Raw genomic sequence first — 18,909 nt, 5'->3', positions numbered from 1 at the left:
TCCCTTTTCCTAACTTTTTCTTATTATATCACCGAGTTTACAATAATTTTACAGTTGAACAAGGGCTGAATGCTAAAAAATGGGCACAAGGCCCATTTTTGTATTTATAAAGGGTATTTTCTTAATCTATATCAAACTAAACGATTAAGCCCGTTTAGTGCCGCCACCCGGTAGGCTTCGGCCATAGTCGGGTAGTTAAAGGTGGTATTGACGAAGTACTCGACATTATTGCCACCATTTTTCTGCTCCATAATGGCCTGACCGATATGCACTATCTCCGAGGCACGCTCACCAAAGCAGTGTACCCCCAGGACTTCCTTGGTTTCGCTATGGAATAGAATCTTTAGGCTACCCACATCTGTGCCGGCAATTTGCGCCCGAGCCAGGTGTTTAAACTGGGCCCGACCTACCTCGTAAGGAATTTTGGCGGCGGTAAGCTGCTGTTCGGTTTTACCCACCGAGCTCATTTCCGGAATGGTGTAGATGCCGGCGGGGATATCTATGATCAGCTTTTCGTTACATTCCCCTTTGACTATGGCATCGGCACAGATACGCCCCTGGTCAAAGGCGGCGCTGGCCAGGCTGGGGTAACCAATGACATCGCCGACCGCATAGATATTATCGACGTCGGTTTGGTAGCTCTCATTAACCTTAAGTTGGCCACGGCTGTCGGCTTTTAAGCCTACCGCTGCCAGGTTTAAGGTGTCTGTGTTACCGGTACGGCCATTGGCAAAGAGCAGGCAGTCGGCCTTGACCCGCTTGCCCGACTTCATATGCATAATGATGCCGTCGTCGCGGGTTTCAACGCGATCGAATTCTTCATTGTGGCGAATAAAAATGCCGCTGTTCCAAAAGTGGTAGCTTAGGGCATCGGAAATCTCGTCATCCATAAAGGCCAGTAAGCGATCACGGGTGTTAACCAGATCAACCTTGGTGCCTAAACCTTTGAAAATAGAAGCGTACTCACAACCAATCACACCTGCGCCGTAAATTAGAATGCGCTGTGGATCGTGTTGCAGATTTAAAATGGTGTCGCTGTCATAGACGCGGGGATGATTAAAGTCGATTTCCGCCGGACGATAGGGGCGTGAGCCAGTGGCGATCACTATGGTTGGCGCGCTTAGTTGCTCGATTGACCCGTCCTGATGTTGCACCTGAACCGTATGCTGATCGATAAAGCTAGCATCACCTTGATACAGGTCGATGCGGTTGCGTTCATAAAAGCTGCTGCGTAAGCTCGACTGTTTAGAGATCACCGCGCTGGTATGACGTAGAATATCACCAAAGGTCAGGCGGCTAGGACGCTCTGAGATATGGAACAAGGGGTTGGCCTTGTATTCGATATAACGGCTGACCGAGTGGCGCAGAGCCTTGGAAGGAATGGTTCCCCAATGCACGCAGCCACCACCGACTGCGCGCTGGCGTTCGATCACTGCCACCCTTTTATTGCTTTTGGCCAGGTTCATGGCGGTGCCTTCACCCCCAGGGCCTGTACCAATAATAATGGCGTCATACTGGTATGCCGCCTCGGGCTTCTTCTTACTTGTGGTTTGTTTGGCCACGCTCACTCCTTTACCCTTTTAAACCCGGCAATCTGCTCTTAGCTATACGCCTTTAGTAAGCGTGCATTTAACGCCAACCAGGCCTGCTTTTGTGTTTGCCAAGCATCTTCTAGTTCATGATATTGCTTCATTAAAGCGGATTTTTCGCATTGTTGCAGCATCGAATTCTTTTTTGCTTCAAGCACCTGCTTCTGTACCTGACAAAAATGCTGCAGTTTTTTCAGCAATACTTCGTACTCGTTTTGCAATAGCGCCAGTTTATCATGAGCGACTTCCTTAGCGGCAAGTTCGACCTTGGTTTTAGTCAATAAGGTTTGCGCCTTGGCCTGCTCGATGCGTTCTATGGGTGTGCGTTTAAGTTTTTTCGCCAGCCCCACATAGGCGAAGGTGCGGATCATCCATTTGGTTGGATCGTAGTGCCACCAACGAATGCCATTGCGGTAGTCGCTGGCAAAAATGTGGTGGAAGTTATGATAACCCTCGCCATAGGTAAGCAGCGCCAGCAAGCCATTATCACGGGCGGTATTTTTTTGAGTATAAGGACGCGAACCCCAGATATGGGCCAGCGAGTTAATAAAGAAGGTAAAGTGCTGCGATAACACCAGACGCAGTAAGCCTGCCAGTAACAGCATGCCGATGATGTCGCCAAAAAGAACCCCGAGCAGCAGGGGCAGGCCGATATTCATCAAGATCACTAACTTCATATAATGCTTATGTTGCCACATGACCACCTTGTTGCGTTGCAGGTCGCGGGCGTTGTTGTAGTTGCTGTAGGCCTCACCCTGGTAATCGCGCAGCATCCAGCCAATATGGCTGTACCAAAAACCTCGGGTGGCGGCATAGGGATCATTCTCCGGATCGTCGACCTGACCATGGTGTACCCTGTGGTCACTGCTCCAGTGCAAGGCACTGTTTTGCAGAGCAAAGGCGCCGCCGAGGGCAAAGATAACTTCAATGACTGGGTGCACCTCATAGGTTTTATGAGCCCATAAACGGTGGTAGCCGGCGGTGATTGAAAGACCGGCAAAAAACATACAGGCAACAAAGGCCCACCAATGAGAAGCGCTGTAACCCTGGGTTATACCGTACCAGGGAACAAGGGTAATAGCGGCCAAAAAGGATAGGCTGAAAAACAGCACATTGAGCCATAAAAGTGGGGGTTTTTTCATTAGTAAAGAATCTCAGCGTACAAGTGTACGCTAAAATAGAGGTTCAATCTCTTAGCGTCAAGTATTAGACTTGAGTTTTTATCAGCTTAGGTAGCAACCATGGCCGGAGTTCGTGCCCAGCAAAAAATGAAAACCCGTCAAGCATTGATTGCGGCGGCCTTTAACCAATTGAGTGCTGAGCATAGCTTTTCTAACCTCAGTTTGCGTGAGGTGGCCCGTGAAGCAGGCATTGCCCCGACGTCCTTCTATCGCCATTTTAAAGACATGAACGAACTGGGTCTGACCATGGTTGATGAAGCCGGTTTAACCCTGCGCCAGTTGATGCGCCAGGCGCGTCGTCGTATTGCCAGTGGTGGCAGTGTGATCTCCACCTCAGTGCTCACCTTTATGGAGTTTATCGACAACCAGCCCAACCAGTTTCGACTGCTGCTGCGGGAGCGCTCGGGTACCTCGAAAGCATTTCGTTCCGCCGTTGCCCGCGAGATTAAACATTTTATTCTCGAGCTGGCTCATTATCTTGAAGGCGAAACTCAGTGTGATAGCCATCATGCCTATATGCAGGCCGAGGCCATGGTGACAATCGTTTTTACCTCAGGAGCGGAAGCACTGGATTTAGAAGGTCAGGCCCGCGAGGAGCTGGTAGAGCGTTTGCAGTGGCAGCTTAGATATATTTCCTTCGGCGGGTATCATTACGCGCAAAAAAACAGCAAATAAACCCAGCCATTAAAATAAAATAATATACGCAGAGATCCCCAGGCGCAGAGTTAGCCTCTGTGCCTTTCCTTCTTATCTTGGTTTTTATATTCCACTTTTTGTTTTTGCTTGGAATTATTTTCCTTAAACCCAGCTTAAAATCCCTTTTTATTGGATTTTTTATGCTTGCTTCTGCCCCTTGGTTAGTGTTAAAAAATAGCCAACTTACAAACGAACGAATACCCATGATGCACACTACTCAGTCAATTACTCGCTTACTCAACCTGCTGCTCCTAGAGCAAGACTGCGGGGCGTAGCGCGTTGGCTGTGTGTGACACAGACTTTGAATAAGACCCCGCACTGAGCGGGGTTTTTTATTTCTAACGGGTTAATTTTTGGCATTGGGCACTGAGGATGAGGACAGAATATGCAAGACAAGGTTTGGATCTTTGACACCACCTTACGCGATGGTGAGCAGGCACTAAAGGCAAGTTTGACCGAAGATGACAAGCTGCAGCTCGCTCATGCTATCAGTCGCCTTAATGTTGATGTGATGGAGGTGGGCTTTCCTGTTTCCAGTCCCGCCGATTTTCGTGCCGTGCAGCGCATCGCCAGCGAAGTAAAGGGGCCGATTATCTGTGGTTTGGCACGAGCGGTAGCTAAAGACATTGAAGCTTGCGGCGAGGCCTTAAAAACGGCGCAGCAGGGGCGTATCCATACCTTTATCGCCACCAGTCCACTGCATTTAGAGCATAAGTTACGGATGTCTTTGGATGATGCTACCGCTATGGCGGTGAAGGCCATTAAGCAAGCCCGTAACTACACCGATGATGTGGAATTTTCCTGCGAAGATGCCGGGCGCACGCCTCATGATCACCTATGCCGCATCGTCGAGCAGGCCATAGCCGCTGGTGCCAATACCATCAACCTGCCGGATACCGTGGGCTACGTCACCCCGGATGAGTATGCGGCGATGATCCATCATTTAATGAACCATGTGCCGAACATAGATAAGGCGCGCTTAAGTGTGCACTGCCACAATGATTTGGGTTTGGCGGTGGCCAACTCCATTGCTGCGGTGCAAGCGGGGGCGCGCCAAATCGAATGTACAGTTAACGGCATAGGGGAGCGCGCCGGTAATTGCTCCTTGGAAGAGGTGGCGATGATCATGAAGATGCGTCAGGACCACCTTAAGGTGCATACGGATATTCGCAGCGAGGAGATTTACCGGGCGTCACGTCAGGTGGCGAAAATCTGCAATATGCCGGTGCAGCCAAACAAGGCCATTGTCGGTGAAAACGCCTTTGCCCATAGCTCGGGTATTCACCAGGATGGCGTCCTAAAAGCGCAAAATACCTATGAAATCATGTCACCGGAAAGCGTCGGCGTGCCCAGCAACCAGTTAAATATGACCTCACGCTCAGGTCGCCATGTGATAGAGCACCGCCTAAGCGAGCTTGGCTATCATAGCGACGACTATGATATGGACAGCTTGTATACCAGCTTCTTGGAGCTGGCCGACCAAAAAGGCACGGTTTATGACTACGACCTGGAAGCGATGATCTACTTTAATCAAATCCGCGACAAGGATGAGCATTACCAATTGCAGTATGTCAATGCCACTTCAAACTCCCAATCCGTGGCTACTGCGACTATCGGCCTTAGTGTGGCCGGCGAGCAGAAGCAAGAAGCGGCCACGGGCAACGGTCCGGTCGAGGCCTCGTTTGCTGCCTTAGCGCGCTTAACCGGCATGGATGTGGATGTAATCGAATACAACCTGGACGCCACAGGTCAGGGCGCCAGCTCCTTGGGTCAGGTAGATATTATTGCTAAATATCAAGGGCGTACCTATCACGGCGCAGGCCTGGCGGCAGATATTGTCGAAGCCTCGGTGCATGCCATGGTGCGTGTGTACAACATTATTTATCGAGCCCAACAGGTTTCGAGCTTAAAGCAACAAAGGAAAGCAGGATGAGTCAACAAAGTTATAGTATCGCCGTATTAGCGGGTGACGGCATAGGTCCGGAAGTCATGGCGGCGGCCGAGCAGGTTTTGGCGGCCACCAGTGAGGTATTCGGGTTTTCCCTAACCCTGGCGCATCATGCGGTTGGCGGTTGTGCCATAGATGAATTTGGTGAAGCCTTGCCGGCGCACACGCTAACAGCCTGCGAACGTGCCGACGCTATTTTGTTTGGTGCCGTTGGCGGCCCTAAATGGGAAGGCCTGCCGCCGGAGCAACAGCCGGAGCGAGCCTCCTTGTTGCCGCTGCGCAAACACTTTGGCTTGTTCTGTAACCTGCGTCCGGCACAACTATTACCGGCGTTAAGTCACTCGTCGCCGCTACGCCAGGACATCAGCGCCAGCGGTTTCGATATTTTATGTGTGCGCGAGCTGACCGGCGGTATTTATTTTGGTGAAAAGGGTCGCAGTGGCACGGGGGCTCAGGAAGCGGCGTTTGATACCCAGACTTATTCCCGTGAAGAAATCGAGCGCATCGCCCGTTTTGCCTTTGATGCCGCGCGCCTGCGTCGAAATCATGTGACTTCGGTGGATAAGGCCAATGTGTTGGCAACCAGCGTGCTATGGCGTGAGGTAGTCAATGAGGTGAGTCGCGACTACCCGGATGTCACTTTAGACCACATCTATATAGATAACGCCGCCATGCAGTTGGTTAAACAGCCCAGCCAATTTGATGTGTTGCTGTGCGATAACCTGTTCGGCGATATCCTTTCCGACGAATGCGCGATGATCACTGGCTCCATGGGATTGCTGCCTTCGGCAAGTCTGAATCAATCTGGCTTTGGTCTGTATGAACCGGCGGGGGGCTCGGCCCCGGACATTGCCGGTCAGGGTATTGCCAACCCCATAGCGCAGATTTTAAGTGCGGCGTTAATGCTGCGTTACTCCCTGGGCCAGGACGAGGCGGCGCGGCGCATTGAAAAAGCGGTGGCCGAAGCGGTGGCCGCCGGTGTCGGCACCCCGGATATCTTCCCGCACGCGGGCTATAGCACCAAAGATGTGGCCAAGGCCATTGTTGAGCGTATTTAACCGAGAATGAGGAACCAGCAAGTGGCCCAGACCCTATACGACAAAATTTGGCAGGCGCATTGTGTTGCCCATTTAAACGAACAAACAGATTTACTTTATATCGACCGTCACCTGGTGCATGAGGTGACCTCGCCCCAGGCCTTTGCTGGTCTGCGCGAGAAAAACCGCCCGGTGCGTTGCCCGCAAAAAACCTTTGCCACCATGGATCATAACGTTTCTACCAAGAGCCGTTCATTGGCTGCCGCCAGCGAGGTGTCGCGTAATCAGTTGCAGGCCCTGGCGCAAAACTGCAAAGACTTCGGCATCGTCTTGTACGATCTTGATTCCATTAACCAAGGCATAGTCCATGTCATGGGGCCTGAGCAGGGCATCACCTTGCCCGGCACCACCATAGTCTGTGGCGACAGCCATACCTCAACCCATGGTGCCTTTGGTGCCTTGGCGCACGGCATAGGAACTTCCGAGGTCGAGCATGTGCTGGCGACTCAAACTTTGCAGCAGAAAAAAGCCAAGTCGCTGAAGATTCAAGTTAATGGCGTTTTGCGTCCGACGGTGACGGCAAAAGACTTAATCTTGGCAGTGATAGGTCAATTAGGCACCGCCGGTGGTACAGGCTATGTCGCCGAATTCTGCGGCACCGGCATTGAAGCACTGTCGATGGAAGCGCGCATGACGCTGTGCAATATGAGTATAGAAATGGGCGCCAAGGCCGGCTTAATCGCCCCGGATGAAAAAACCTATGCCTACCTTGAGGGTCGTCCTTTTGCACCGCGCGGTGAAGACTTTGCCGCCGCCATTGCCTACTGGCAGACCTTGCGCAGTGACGCCGATGCGGTATTTGATAAGGTTATCGAAATTGATGCTGCCCAGATACAGCCGCAAATCACCTGGGGCACCAGCCCGGAGCAGGTCATAGGTGTGAATGAGCCTATTCCCGATCCGCAGCAAGAGACGGATTTAATCAAGGCCGATGCCATCCGCAGCGCCTTGAAATACATGGATCTTAAGCCGGGGCAAAAGTTGAGCGAGGTCAGTGTTGATACCGTCTTTATAGGCTCCTGTACCAATAGCCGCATTGAAGATTTGCGCGCTGCCGCCGAAATTGTTGCCGGTAAGCAGGTAGCTCCTGGCATTGAAGCCTTGATTGTACCAGGCTCAGGATTAGTGAAAAAACAAGCGGAAGAAGAAGGCCTGGCGGAAATCTTTAAGGCCGCTGGCTTTGAGTGGCGAGAGCCGGGTTGCTCCATGTGTCTAGCCATGAATGATGATCGTTTAGCGCCGGGTAAGCGCTGCGCCTCCACCTCTAACCGTAATTTTGAAGGCCGTCAGGGGCGCGGTGGTCGCACTCATTTGGTCAGCCCAGCTATGGCCGCTGCTGCCGCCATTGCCGGCCACTTCGTCGATATTCAAGGAGCCAACTCATGAGCTATTTTCACACTGGGTTAGTCGCCCCTTTGGACAAGAATAATGTCGATACAGATCAGATAATTCCAAAACAGTTTCTAACCTCCACCAGTCGCGATGGTTTTGATAAGGCCTTGTTTTACGACTGGCGTTACCTGGAAAGTGGAGAGCCGGATCCAAGCTTTGTGCTTAATTACCCGCAATATCAGGGCGCCAGCGTGCTGCTTAGTCGCGATAACTTTGGTTGTGGCTCATCCCGTGAGCACGCGCCCTGGGCGTTAAAGCAATATGGCTTCAGTGTGATTATTGCCGAAAGCTTTGCCGATATCTTCTTTAATAATTGCGCCAATAACCAGATGCTGGCTATTACCTTGTCGGGCGAGCAACTCGATGCCTTATTTGCCCTGGCGCAGGGCGACACGCCTTTGCATATCGAGGTTGATTTGCAAAACCAGCAATTGCTGAGCGCGGCCTTTGCGCCCATTGCCTTTGAGGTGCGCGCCGATATTAAGGAGCGTCTGCTAAGCGGCCTGGACTTTATCGGGGTCACCGAGCAGTTTAATCCGCAAATTGAAGCCTTTGAGCAGCAGTTGCAGGCAGAGCGTCCTTGGCAATAATCTCAAAAACTCGCAATACCTATAATTAAAGCGCTACTATGGCGCTTTATTTTTGTAATGGATGAACATCATGAAATTAGCTTTTGCCATGAGTGCGGCAGTATTAAGTCTGAGTACAATAGCCGCTGCACGCCCTGCGCCTTTAGTGTCTATTCCCAGCCACGATGCTTTCTTTAACAATCTCAAGGCGCATTGTGGTAAGGCCTACCAAGGCGAAGTGAGTGTTGATAACGCCGGTCCAAGCAGCTTTAGCGAGGCTAAGCTGGTGATGCATGTGCGCCGTTGTAGCGATAGCGAATTGCAAATTCCGTTTCATGTGGGCGAGGATGCGTCACGTACCTGGATTATCACTAAAACCGGTAGTGGTTTAAGTCTGAAGCATGATCACCGCCATGAAGACGGCACCGACGATGCCTCAACCATGTATGGCGGTCATACTTTGGATGCCGGCTATGCCAATGTGCAGTCTTTCCCTGCGGATCAGTATTCCAAAGAGTTGTTTGTTGCTCAGGGTATTCCCCAGTCTATCGGCAATACCTGGCAAATGTATATCTACCCTGAAAAGTTCACTTATCGCTTAGTGCGCGAAGGACGTGAGTTCCGCGTTGACTTTGACCTGACCAAGCCCATTGCAGCGCCAGCCGCGCCTTGGGGTTATACGGACTAATCGCAGCTGACTTCGGTCAATAGATTGGGTTCATAGGCGCGTGGGGTAGTGGGGAAGCGATCATATTCCTGCACCCCTTCAAATACTTGTATGTTAAACGCTGCGCTGCGGCACAACTTGCGTGCGTGACGCAACAGAAACACACTCTGGCGTTGAAAGTGCTCGTAATCATCGGCCACTACTTCCAGGCGATAGCGCTTATCGGCCAGCTTGGTTTGGTAGTAATGTACCTTTTCGTCGAAGTCATAAAGCTTCTCGCGTTTGCCCTCGGGCGTTTGCGCGTAGCTACTGGCTGCCAGCAATATCAACATGCTTGCCAGTAAAGGTGTATGTAGAGTCATAATCGCCCCTGTTGTCTCTGTACTGCGTATCCATTACAGTGAGTGTAACACTTAGCGAGGGCCCTGCCATGTTAGAGCATATTAAGCAGTTTTTTACGTCCCTGGCGGCAACACCCGAGCAGCCGCGATTACCGGATTTTAAAATCTCGGTGGCCGCCCTATTGGTTGAGGTGATGCGCGCCGACAGCGAGCTACAGGCGCAAGAGCAAGCAAGCTTGCAGGCTTTATTGCAAAAGTACTTTGCCCTAGATATGGAGCAGGTGAATACCCTGATCAAGGCCGCCACCCGGGACTTGGACGACGCCATAGATTACTTCCGCTTTTCTAAACAGATCAATGACAACACCAGTGCCGAGCAAAGGGTGGAAATAGTGCAACTGCTGTGGCAACTGGCCTATGCGGATGGCGAGCTGGATAAACACGAGGAGCACGTGGTGCGTCGCGTTGCCGACTTGCTCTATGTTACCCACAACGACTTTATTAAAGCCAAATTAGCGGCCCAGTCGGCTGGCCAGTCGGCAAGTTAAAGGAGCCGACATGGCTTATGAAGGACTGGGGGAGGTCAACCCTGAGCTCAATCGTCAGCTGCAAGCGCAGATAGAGGCGACAGCGGATAAGTCCTACCTAGACATGGCGCCGGGACAACGCCTGCTTAGCCAGGGAGAGATGCAAGAATATGCTTACTTTATTGTTTCCGGCGTGCTGGTGGCGACCCATCTGGATGAAGCGGGCTGCGAACATTATAAAGAGTTCTATTTTGCTGGGGAGTTGGTGTTCTTATATAGCGCTTGGATCAATCAAGGTGCTGCCCAATACAATATTGAGGTGCTTAAACCGAGCCAGGTATTGCGCGTGCCTATTGATGCCCTCTCTCGGCCTGAATGGCAAGCCCTGGTGCTGGCACTGTTAAAACAGCAGGTGCTGTATAAGGAAGCCAAAGAAGCGTTTCTCTTGCTGCAAACACCGCAGCAGCGCTATCAATATCTCTATCAACATCGCCGCCACTGGTTGGCACAGCTGAGTTTACATCAGGTGGCTAAGTATCTGGGGATCAGCGCGGTCAGCCTGTCACGTATTCGTGCTCGATTAGGGATCAATTAACAAAGGTTAAGGCGCTTTTGCCGTCGTCCGTTCATTATCGGCGTGCGGAGGAAGCATGACCTATTATCTTATTTCCCAAGTGCTTGCGGCCATTGCCGTGGCGCTTGATTTAATGTCGTTTCAACTCTATCGCCGTCATTATGTGCTGGCCTGTTTGGTCGCCTCGACGGCATTGACGTCCATTCATTATGTCTTATTACAACAACCGGCAGGGGCGGCCTTAATGGCGCTGGCCTCGGTACGGTATGCCATCAGCATCCGCTATCAGCGGCGGCAACTAGTGTACTTTTTTATCCTCAGTGCCTTAGTGTTAGGCGTCTTGGTAATGGATTCCTGGTGGTCGTTACTGGCGGTGGCCGGCAGTTGTTTGCAAACCTATGCGGCTTTTCAGGGGGAGCAGGTGCGTATGCGTGTCAGCATGTTGTTCGGCACCTGCTTTTGGTTGGCCTTTGCAGTGATTGCTGGCTCGCCGGTCGCCATGGTGATGGAGGCCCTGTTCCTTACCAGCAATCTTATTGGCCTGTATCGGTTTCGCCGTAGCTTAACCCTTTAGTTTCTCGGTGACATAGACCAGTTGCGCCGTTAGTGCATTGATTTTCTCGCTGGTGGCGGCGTCATTGATCTGACCTTGTTCATCAACCAGGGTATGTACGCCACCTATGGCAAGCTGATCGCCTAGTACCAGGGCGCCGATGCCGCTGAGAATATCGCGAACATGGTTAAGGCCACGCAGACCACCCAGACCACCGGGTGAGGCGGCAAATAAGGCTACCACCTTATTGCGAAATGCCGGCATGGCGCCTGGCTCGGTGCGTGATGCCCAGTCGATGGCATTTTTTAACACCGCGGTGATAGAGCCGTTGTACTCTGGGTTGGCCAACAAGATGGCATCTGCAGAGCGCAGCTTGTCTTTGAGGATATTGACGCTTGCGGGTGTGCCTTGGGCTTCAATGTCTTCATTAAACATAGGTAGATCAAGTTCGGCCAGGGATAGAACTTCAACTTCCGCGCCTTGCTGCCTTGCCAGCTCGGCGGCATGGGCGATAACTGCGTGGTTAAAACTGTTGCTACGTAGGCTGCCCGCCAGGGCGATGATTTTTGCGTTAGTCATATTGGTGATCCTTATGCGGTGGCAATGGTTGCTGAGTGCTTGGAGGTTACTTTAAAAGAAAATCGCCTTGCAAAAAAGCGTGAAAAACGCAAAGCTTATGTGCATATAAACACATAAGGACGAAGCCATGGCGAGTGAGTTTAGCGATTGGCAGGATATTAAGGTGGCCTTTGAGGTTGCCCGCCGCGGCACCCTGACTTCGGCAGCTCAGGCGCTAGGTGTGCATCACAGCACTGTGTTAAGGCGCATTAACCATCTCGAGCAAAGCTTGAATACCCGTTTGTTTCATCGTCATGCCCGAGGCTATACGGTGACAGAAACCGGCGCCCAGCTGTTTGCCAGTGCCGAGCAGATTAACGAGCAGCTTGAATCTCTGCACAGCAGCATCATGGCCGCCGACACCACATTAAGCGGTTCATTGTTGTTGACCACGGTCAGTGGTTTTATCGATCTTCTGGCGCCCGTGTGCGAAATTTTTCAACAGCGTCATCCGCAAGTGCAGCTAGAGATCCTCTTAGATCAAAAGCGCTTACGTCTGGATCATGGTCAGGCGCATATAGCCGTGCGCGCAGGTCCGCGTCCCGACGAAGGTGACTATATTGCTCAGCACCTGTGTATCCGAGATTCAGGGCTTTTTGCCCACGAGCGTTACTTGGCACGCATGGGGGAGCCCAAGTCGTTAAGTGAGTTGCAGCAGCATCATTTTATTTCCGGGGTGGCCGGTTTTAATAGCCGGGTTCCTTACTTTGCTTGGGTTGATGAGCATATTAACGCGTCGCAAATCACCCTGCGGGTGTCGGAAACATCCGACGCCAACCGCGCCGTGGTCAATGGTCTGGGGATTGGCGGCATGCAAAAAGAGGTGGCTCGCCTATACCCTCAGCTGCGCCCCGTGTTGCCCAAGGAACTGAATTGGCAGCACGATATCTGGTTGGTAACGCACCACCAAATGCACCGCAGTGCCAAGGTTCAAGCCTTTGCGCAATTGCTCAAGCAGCACTTTCGCTCCTAACGCAAGGGTAGGGCAGGCATATAAAGGGCGCCCATTTATAAACAGTTCAACTATGTTTAAAAAGGCGTTTATTCACTATTGTTATTGCCAAGGGTTGGAGAACTCCGGTGTACGCCCTTGTTATTAATGGTCAATATGACACAATGGCGCAGATTTAAACTTAACCGGCCTGTGGCGTAAACGGGAGCAAAACACTAGATGGCAGACATTCAATTTCTTAACGTTGATCTTGAACTGGAATCGCAACAGGACATTAGTGCCCTGGTTGCCGACTTGGATAAGCGCGCCGTGGTGCTGCATTATGACAAGGATGATACCCGCCAGTTGGCTCGTTTTGAGGCCAACAGCGATGCCATCAGCCCGGATAAGGCCATTAATGAATTGTGTGAACTGATCGAGTCTTGTTCTAAGGCCGCGTTAAAACAATGGCTGACCTGCTCGCGCCGTACCTTCGACTTAGGCTTTAGCTCAGGGCATTCACCAAAATGTTTTAATGAAGCGATCAGCGCCGATACCTTACTGCGTATCTCCGCCATCGGCGCCGGTATAGAAGTCACCATCTACGCCGTAGAAGACTAACAGAGCGCCAAAAGGCGCTTTTTTGTTGCTCTGTGTGCACTCCCACATTTAATCAGCTTCCCATTATTGGGGGCTCCCCATCCATCTAACACATTCATTTAAACTGTTTTTGTTGGAAAAAAACGAAATTAATAACCAATTGGAATAACAAAGCAGATTCTATTCTTTTTTCCTGCCTTCGCACCTAGGTATGCTTCAGGCTCACCATAGCCTGGTATTGACCTTTTTTGTTGCCGGGCAAACACACATTTTACACTGCATGGCACAAGGGCGATGTAGTTTTGGGTTAGAGGAAAAAAGATGTTGTTAAACCAGCTGAACGCGGCGGCAAGTCCGCTTACACCTGAGCAGGTGCAAAAACTTCAAGGTTTGGTGGCCGAATTAAATCCAATTCAGCAGGCCTGGGTAAGTGGTTATCTGGCTGGCAATGCAAACAGTGCCGCTTTAGCTGGTGGCGTGGCGACCAATGCCGGCGAAGCCGCAACTCTGACCATCCTATACGGCTCGCAAACCGGTAATGCCAAGGGTGTGGCTACGCAATTGCAAGCGCAGGCACAAGCACGCGGCCTGGCAGTAAACCTAGTGAGCATGGCCGATTATAAGCCGACGGCACTGAAGAAAGAGCAGTTTATCAGCATAGTGGTATCTACCTATGGTGAGGGTGAGCCGCCTGAAGATGCCGAAGCCCTGTATGAGTTTTTAGCCACGAAAAAAGCACCAAAATTAGAAGGTGTAAAAATTGCCGTGTTGGGTTTGGGTGACTCCAGCTATGAGTTCTTCTGCCAAACCGCAAAAGATTTTGAAGAGCGTTTAGTTAAGCTCGGAGCCGAAGTGATCCTGCAACGTGCCGACCTGGACGTGGATTATGAAGATCACAGTGACGCTTGGATCAATGGTGCCCTGGATGCTTTCGAGCCCGACCTTAAAGCCCAACAAACGAATAACAATGTAGTAAGCATGCCGATGACCGCGGGTGCGGCGAGCCAGTACAACAAGCAAAATCCATTTACCGCCGAATTGCTGACGGTACAGAAGATCACAGGTCGCGACTCAACAAAAGATGTGCGCCATATCGAGATCTCTTTAGAGGGTTCTGATATCCAGTATCAACCTGGAGATTCATTGGGCGTGTATTTCCTTAACGATGAAACCAAGGTCGATAAGGTTTTAGCGACTTTAGAGCTAGATGGCGAGACTCAGGTAACCTTGGGCGATGAAGCTTTAAGTTTACGTGATGCATTAATCGAGCGCCTAGAGCTAACGCAGTCTTACCCTGGCTTCGTGGAAAAATACGCGGCTGTGACCGAGAACGCCGAATTATTGGCACTGGTTGCAGATAAGGCGGCGATGCGCGAGTACATAGAAGCGCGTCAAACCTATGATGTTATTTTCCAAAACCCAGCCAAGGTGAGCGCTCAAGAGCTAGTAGACAGCCTGCGCAAAGTGCAGCCGCGTCTTTACTCTATCGCCTCAAGCCAGGCGGAAGTGGAAGACGAAGTGCACCTTACTCTTGCCGTGGTTGAGTTCGACGGTTTTGGCGAGCAGCACCTGGGTGGTTGCTCTGGTTATCTGGGTCGATTTGCCGAAGAAGGCGCGACCATTAAGGTATTTACCGAGCACAATGATAATTTCCGTTTGCCTGCTGACGATAATACGCCAGTGATCATGATAGGTCCGGGGACGGGTATTGCACCTTTCCGCGCCTTCTTACAAGAGCGTGAAGCCCGTGATGCGCAAGGTAATAACTGGCTGTTTTTCGGCAACCCGCACTTTACTCAGGATTTCTTGTATCAAACTGAAATTCAAGGCTACTTGAAGTCGGGCCTGCTGACTCAGGTTGATGTGGCTTGGAGCCGTGATCAGGCGCAGAAAGTATATGTACAAGACCGTATCCGTGAACAGGGCGAGCAGCTGTTTGCCTGGTTAGAGCAGGGCGCTCATGTGTATATCTGTGGTGACGCCTCACGCATGGCCAAAGACGTACACCAGGCCTTAGTTGATGTGATCAAAGCCCAGGGTGGCAAAGATGATGACAGCGCCGAGCAATATTTGAAAGAGCTACGCAGCGCTAACCGTTACCAAAAAGATGTTTATTAAGCGCCCGTCAGCGCCCCGAATGTAGGAATTGAAATGAGCGATTACAAGCCAAATAGCAAGCATGATCCACAGGCCAAACTTGCTGACAACGAGCGTTTAAAAACCGAAAGTAACTTTTTACGCGGCACCATAGAAGCGGATCTTAAGGATCAGATCACCGGTGGCTTTACCGCCGATAACTTCCAGCTGATCCGTTTCCACGGCATGTACCAGCAGGACGACCGCGATATTCGTCCCGAGCGAGCGAAACAAAAGCTTGAGCCTTTGCACAACGTGATGCTGCGTGCCCGTATGCCCGGCGGCATCATCAAGCCGGAGCAATGGTTAGCCATCGACAAATTTGCCGAAGAAAAGACCATGTACGGTTCGATTCGACTAACGACCCGTCAAACATTCCAGTTTCACGGTGTTTTAAAGCCGAATATTAAAGACATGCACCAGATGCTTAACAGCGTTGGCATTGACTCGATAGCTACCGCCGGTGATGTAAACCGTAACGTACTGTGCACCACTAACCCGGTGGAGTCGGAACTACATCAGGAAGCCTATGAGTGGGCGGCGAAGATCTCTGAGCATTTGCTACCAAAAACCCGAGCCTATGCAGAGATCTGGTTAAATGGTGAAAAGTCGGAAACCACCGAAGAGCCAATCTTAGGTTCAACCTATTTGCCACGTAAGTTCAAAACGACCGTGACCATTCCACCGAACAACGAAGTGGATGTGCATGCCAACGACTTGAACTTTGTGGCCATTGCTGAAAACGGCAAGTTGGTTGGTTTTAACGTCTTGGTTGGTGGTGGCCTGGCCATGACTCATGGTGATGTAAATACTTACCCGCGTAAGGCGGATGACTTTGGTTATGTGCCGCTTGAGCACACCCTGGCCATCGCCGAGCACGTTGTATCTGTGCAGCGTGATTGGGGTAACCGAGTGAACCGTAAAAATGCCAAGACTAAATACACACTAGATACCTTCGGCAGCGATGCCTTTAAGGCAGAAGTTGAAAAACGTGCCGGTGTGAAGTTTGAAGAAAGTCGTCCTTATGAATTCACTCACCGTGGCGATCGCTTCGGTTGGGTTGAAGGTATAGATGGTAAACATCACCTCACCGTGTTTATCCAAAACGGCCGTATTCTAGATTTCCCTGATAAGGCCTTAAAAACTGGTTGTCGCAAAATTGCCGAGATCCACCAAGGTGATTTCCGCATGACAGCTAACCAGAACCTGATCATTGCCGGTGTTCCTGCGGAGCAAAAGGCGGTGATTGAACAGCTTGCTCGTGAACATGGCCTTATCGACGATACCCATACTGAGCAGCGTAAGGCGTCAATGGCCTGTGTGGCCTTGCCTACCTGTCCATTGGCCATGGCGGAAGCGGAGCGTTACTTGCCGGATCTGATTGAAAAGACGGAAGCGCTCTTGGCTAAGCATGGTGTTGCTGACGATCACATTATCTTACGTGTGGTTGGCTGCCCTAATGGTTGTGGTCGTGCCATGCTGGCCGAAGCTGGCCTGGTAGGTAAAGGTCCGGGTAAATACAACCTTTACTTAGGCGGCAACCGCGAAGGTACACGTATACCTAAACTCTATTTGGAGAATGTGGGTGAAGATGTTTACCTCAATGCCCTTGATGAACTGATTGGTCGCTGGGCCAGTGAGCGCAATGATGCGGAAGGTTTCGGTGATTTTGTGATCCGCCAAGGGATCGTGGCCGAGGTCAAGGTATCAAAAACAGACTTTTACGCTTAAGCGTACTGTGAGGACGAGATAATGAGCGCATTTAGTCAGATATTAACGCTTGATAAAGCCGAGCAGCAGGCTCTGTTGGTGGATATCAATACCATCTTAGCCGATAAAACCCCCGAGCAAAGGGTGCAATGGGCGATGGAAAATTTGCCGGGTACGCATATTTTGTCCTCCAGCTTTGGCATACAAGCAGCGGTGATGTTGCATTTGGTGACCAATGTAAAGCAGGACGTTCCCGTGGTCCTGACCGACACCGGTTATCTGTTCCCTGAAACTTATCAATTTATTGACCAGTTAACGCAGCGCTTACAGCTGAACTTAAAGGTCTATAAATCACAGCTAAGCCCAGCCTGGCAAGAAGCCAAATACGGCAAGTTATGGGAGCAGGGTGAAGGGGGTATTAAGCTCTATAACCAGCTTAATAAGGTAGAGCCTATGACTCAGGCTCTGCAGGAACTTGAAGGCGGGAACCTGGTTCAGTGGTCTGCGACGTCAGCAATCAAGTACCCGTCAAGACAAGAACATTGTCGAAATCAGTCGGGGAACCGTTAAGGTGTATCCCATCATTGAATGGGATAACCGCGACGTCTACCAATATCTGAGCAAGCATGACTTGCCTTATCATCCACTGTGGGAGCAGGGTTACGTGTCTATGGGGGATGTTCACACCACGCGCAAGCTTGAGCCGGGGATGACAGAGGAAGAAACGCGCTTCTTCGGTTTAAGCCGAGAGTGTGGTTTGCATATAGATGGTGATGGTATCTAACTGACCTGAGTACAGGTAAGTAATAAAAAAGAGGGCTTAGCCCTCTTTTTTATTCGTCGTTATCTTGTTTTTGCTTCGCTTCTCTGACCTTAAGCGTTCTTTCCTGATATTCCTTATCATTAAGCTGGTTGATCATTAGGTCGGCGTCTTTTAATGCAACCTCGACAAAACCAAAGCCACGGCGTTTGCCCGTATGCTTATCTTTTAATAAGCGCACACTAAACACCATGCCGTGTTGTTCAAATAGTTCTTTAACCATATGTTCATTGGCACGGTAGGGAAGATTACCTACATAAAGCGTTTTTGTATCCGTTGCGGCTTCCTCTGCAGCCGCGCTGTTGCTTTTGCCGTTAAGCACCAACAACAGGATCCCTGTGAGCGCCGCACCCAAAGCAAATGCCAATGGTGCAGATAAAGAGGATGTAGATAAAACGAAAGCGAGAAGAACGTAGCCTAAAACTGCGCTACAAACGGTGATTATAATTGTTTTTAGATTAGCTGATGTCATTGTGATCTACCAATATACATGGAGTAAACATTAATTTAACAAAACGAAAAGCCTTATCTTAACCAGATTAGTTCACATAGCAACATTTAAAGGAAGGATCTTCATTTATATTCCACAAAATTGACTAATATCTGGTCGTTTAAGTAGTAAAACAGCCCTCTTTGCTTACATTTTGAGCGAACGGAAAAGATCTTTAAAAAAAGTGTTGATCTGAATTTCGATCTCCCTATAATGCGCATCCACCGACACGGAGCACAACGCTGAAAAGCAATGAGCAAAGTGGTCGGGAAAGTTAGACGGAAAAGTTACTTCTCTTTGAGAAAAAGAAAATTAAATTTTCTAGTTGACTTTAAGTCAGGAAGGCTTAATATACGCAGCCCTGACGCGATGAAGAGTCATCGCAACGTTCTTTAAAAATATGAAGCAATCATCTGTGTGGGCACTCGTACAGATTGAGTTCTAACAGCAGATTCTAGTTCGCTAGATGA

The 18,909-nt window shown here is 50.4% G+C and carries 18 protein-coding genes and 1 pseudogene; 14 read left to right on the top strand and 5 right to left on the bottom strand.

The window, feature by feature from the left end:
- Positions 1-131 precede the first annotated feature (131 nt).
- Together sthA and C2M24_RS02115 are read right to left on the bottom strand one after the other, a co-directional pair.
- Positions 132-1,562, bottom strand: coding sequence for a Si-specific NAD(P)(+) transhydrogenase (gene sthA, locus C2M24_RS02120; RefSeq protein ID WP_105200409.1), 1,431 nt, complete (start codon positions 1,560-1,562; stop codon positions 132-134).
- A 38-nt stretch (positions 1,563-1,600) separates the two neighbouring features.
- Positions 1,601-2,731, bottom strand: coding sequence for an acyl-CoA desaturase (locus tag C2M24_RS02115; protein ID WP_105213161.1), 1,131 nt, complete (start codon positions 2,729-2,731; stop codon positions 1,601-1,603).
- A gap of 99 nt (positions 2,732-2,830) precedes the next feature.
- Here C2M24_RS02115 and fabR point away from each other — a divergent pair, with 99 nt between their 5' ends.
- From fabR to C2M24_RS02085, 6 genes are all read left to right on the top strand, one after another.
- Positions 2,831-3,445 carry an HTH-type transcriptional repressor FabR gene (gene fabR, locus C2M24_RS02110; RefSeq protein ID WP_105200407.1) on the top strand — a complete coding sequence of 205 codons (615 nt, stop codon included), beginning with the start codon at positions 2,831-2,833 and terminating at the stop codon, positions 3,443-3,445.
- 406 nt (positions 3,446-3,851) lie between these two features.
- Complete coding sequence (leuA, locus tag C2M24_RS02105; RefSeq protein WP_105200406.1) at positions 3,852-5,399, top strand: 2-isopropylmalate synthase; 1,548 nt, start codon at positions 3,852-3,854, stop codon at positions 5,397-5,399.
- A complete protein-coding gene (leuB, locus tag C2M24_RS02100) occupies positions 5,396-6,472 on the top strand; it encodes a 3-isopropylmalate dehydrogenase (protein WP_105213160.1) in 1,077 nt (358 codons plus the stop codon). The genes leuA and leuB overlap by 4 nt, the downstream gene beginning before the upstream one ends.
- 21 nt (positions 6,473-6,493) lie before the next feature.
- On the top strand, positions 6,494-7,897 hold the full coding sequence (gene leuC, locus C2M24_RS02095) for a 3-isopropylmalate dehydratase large subunit (RefSeq protein ID WP_105213159.1): 1,404 nt from the start codon (positions 6,494-6,496) through the stop codon (positions 7,895-7,897).
- A complete protein-coding gene (gene leuD / locus C2M24_RS02090; protein WP_105213158.1) occupies positions 7,894-8,493 on the top strand; it encodes a 3-isopropylmalate dehydratase small subunit in 600 nt (199 codons plus the stop codon). Before leuC ends, leuD begins: the two co-directional genes overlap by 4 nt.
- A gap of 70 nt (positions 8,494-8,563) precedes the next feature.
- Positions 8,564-9,160 carry a hypothetical protein gene (locus C2M24_RS02085; RefSeq protein WP_105200402.1) on the top strand — a complete coding sequence of 199 codons (597 nt, stop codon included), beginning with the start codon at positions 8,564-8,566 and terminating at the stop codon, positions 9,158-9,160.
- Here C2M24_RS02085 and C2M24_RS02080 read toward each other — a convergent pair.
- Positions 9,157-9,501, bottom strand: coding sequence for a hypothetical protein (locus C2M24_RS02080; RefSeq protein ID WP_442792498.1), 345 nt, complete (start codon positions 9,499-9,501; stop codon positions 9,157-9,159). The two genes, C2M24_RS02085 and C2M24_RS02080, sit on opposite strands and share 4 nt — an antisense overlap.
- 68 nt (positions 9,502-9,569) lie before the next feature.
- On the opposite strand from C2M24_RS02080, the gene C2M24_RS02075 reads away from it, so the two are divergent.
- The 3 genes from C2M24_RS02075 to C2M24_RS02065 are packed head-to-tail and all read left to right on the top strand — an operon-like array spanning position 9,570 to position 11,155.
- The gene (locus C2M24_RS02075; RefSeq protein WP_105213157.1) at positions 9,570-10,028 is read left to right on the top strand and encodes a tellurite resistance TerB family protein; all 459 of its coding nucleotides are present in this window, start codon (positions 9,570-9,572) and stop codon (positions 10,026-10,028) included.
- Between the two features lie 10 nt (positions 10,029-10,038).
- The gene (locus C2M24_RS02070) at positions 10,039-10,602 is read left to right on the top strand and encodes a Crp/Fnr family transcriptional regulator (RefSeq protein ID WP_105213156.1); all 564 of its coding nucleotides are present in this window, start codon (positions 10,039-10,041) and stop codon (positions 10,600-10,602) included.
- Positions 10,603-10,657: 55 nt separating this feature from the next.
- A complete protein-coding gene (locus tag C2M24_RS02065) occupies positions 10,658-11,155 on the top strand; it encodes a YgjV family protein (RefSeq protein ID WP_105213155.1) in 498 nt (165 codons plus the stop codon).
- Here C2M24_RS02065 and C2M24_RS02060 read toward each other — a convergent pair.
- The gene (locus C2M24_RS02060; protein WP_105200397.1) at positions 11,144-11,713 is read right to left on the bottom strand and encodes an NADPH-dependent FMN reductase; all 570 of its coding nucleotides are present in this window, start codon (positions 11,711-11,713) and stop codon (positions 11,144-11,146) included. The genes C2M24_RS02065 and C2M24_RS02060 overlap by 12 nt on opposite strands.
- 127 nt (positions 11,714-11,840) lie before the next feature.
- Here C2M24_RS02060 and C2M24_RS02055 point away from each other — a divergent pair, with 127 nt between their 5' ends.
- From C2M24_RS02055 to C2M24_RS02035, 5 genes and pseudogenes are all read left to right on the top strand, one after another.
- Complete coding sequence (locus tag C2M24_RS02055; RefSeq protein WP_105200396.1) at positions 11,841-12,725, top strand: LysR family transcriptional regulator; 885 nt, start codon at positions 11,841-11,843, stop codon at positions 12,723-12,725.
- Between the two features lie 198 nt (positions 12,726-12,923).
- Complete coding sequence (locus tag C2M24_RS02050; RefSeq protein ID WP_105200395.1) at positions 12,924-13,304, top strand: hypothetical protein; 381 nt, start codon at positions 12,924-12,926, stop codon at positions 13,302-13,304.
- 300 nt (positions 13,305-13,604) lie between these two features.
- On the top strand, positions 13,605-15,401 hold the full coding sequence (locus C2M24_RS02045; protein WP_105213154.1) for an assimilatory sulfite reductase (NADPH) flavoprotein subunit: 1,797 nt from the start codon (positions 13,605-13,607) through the stop codon (positions 15,399-15,401).
- A gap of 33 nt (positions 15,402-15,434) precedes the next feature.
- Positions 15,435-17,150 carry an assimilatory sulfite reductase (NADPH) hemoprotein subunit gene (gene cysI / locus C2M24_RS02040; RefSeq protein WP_105213153.1) on the top strand — a complete coding sequence of 572 codons (1,716 nt, stop codon included), beginning with the start codon at positions 15,435-15,437 and terminating at the stop codon, positions 17,148-17,150.
- Positions 17,151-17,171: 21 nt separating this feature from the next.
- Positions 17,172-17,913, top strand: a pseudogene (locus C2M24_RS02035) (phosphoadenylyl-sulfate reductase).
- A gap of 49 nt (positions 17,914-17,962) precedes the next feature.
- Here C2M24_RS02035 and C2M24_RS02030 read toward each other — a convergent pair.
- A complete protein-coding gene (locus C2M24_RS02030; RefSeq protein WP_105213152.1) occupies positions 17,963-18,421 on the bottom strand; it encodes an RNA recognition motif domain-containing protein in 459 nt (152 codons plus the stop codon).
- Between the last annotated feature and the right edge of the window lie 488 nt (positions 18,422-18,909).

The sequence above is a fragment of the Pseudoalteromonas sp. T1lg22 genome (assembly GCF_002964645.1).
GTDB lineage: Bacteria > Pseudomonadota > Gammaproteobacteria > Enterobacterales > Alteromonadaceae > Pseudoalteromonas.
This window is presented reverse-complemented; position numbering and strand designations above follow the sequence as displayed.

Excerpts from the sequence above, each read along its gene's own strand:
- C2M24_RS02115 (WP_105213161.1), bottom strand. The coding sequence starts at position 2,731 with ATGAAAAAACCCCCACTTTTATGGCTCAATGTGCTGTTTTTCAGCCTA.
- fabR (WP_105200407.1), top strand. The coding sequence starts at position 2,831 with ATGGCCGGAGTTCGTGCCCAGCAAAAAATGAAAACCCGTCAAGCATTG.
- leuA (WP_105200406.1), top strand. The coding sequence starts at position 3,852 with ATGCAAGACAAGGTTTGGATCTTTGACACCACCTTACGCGATGGTGAG.
- leuB (WP_105213160.1), top strand. The coding sequence starts at position 5,396 with ATGAGTCAACAAAGTTATAGTATCGCCGTATTAGCGGGTGACGGCATA.
- leuD (WP_105213158.1), top strand. The coding sequence starts at position 7,894 with ATGAGCTATTTTCACACTGGGTTAGTCGCCCCTTTGGACAAGAATAAT.
- C2M24_RS02085 (WP_105200402.1), top strand. The coding sequence starts at position 8,564 with ATGAAATTAGCTTTTGCCATGAGTGCGGCAGTATTAAGTCTGAGTACA.
- C2M24_RS02080 (WP_442792498.1), bottom strand. The coding sequence starts at position 9,501 with ATGACTCTACATACACCTTTACTGGCAAGCATGTTGATATTGCTGGCA.
- C2M24_RS02075 (WP_105213157.1), top strand. The coding sequence starts at position 9,570 with ATGTTAGAGCATATTAAGCAGTTTTTTACGTCCCTGGCGGCAACACCC.
- C2M24_RS02070 (WP_105213156.1), top strand. The coding sequence starts at position 10,039 with ATGGCTTATGAAGGACTGGGGGAGGTCAACCCTGAGCTCAATCGTCAG.
- C2M24_RS02065 (WP_105213155.1), top strand. The coding sequence starts at position 10,658 with ATGACCTATTATCTTATTTCCCAAGTGCTTGCGGCCATTGCCGTGGCG.
- C2M24_RS02060 (WP_105200397.1), bottom strand. The coding sequence starts at position 11,713 with ATGACTAACGCAAAAATCATCGCCCTGGCGGGCAGCCTACGTAGCAAC.
- C2M24_RS02055 (WP_105200396.1), top strand. The coding sequence starts at position 11,841 with ATGGCGAGTGAGTTTAGCGATTGGCAGGATATTAAGGTGGCCTTTGAG.
- C2M24_RS02050 (WP_105200395.1), top strand. The coding sequence starts at position 12,924 with ATGGCAGACATTCAATTTCTTAACGTTGATCTTGAACTGGAATCGCAA.
- C2M24_RS02045 (WP_105213154.1), top strand. The coding sequence starts at position 13,605 with ATGTTGTTAAACCAGCTGAACGCGGCGGCAAGTCCGCTTACACCTGAG.
- cysI (WP_105213153.1), top strand. The coding sequence starts at position 15,435 with ATGAGCGATTACAAGCCAAATAGCAAGCATGATCCACAGGCCAAACTT.
- C2M24_RS02030 (WP_105213152.1), bottom strand. The coding sequence starts at position 18,421 with ATGACATCAGCTAATCTAAAAACAATTATAATCACCGTTTGTAGCGCA.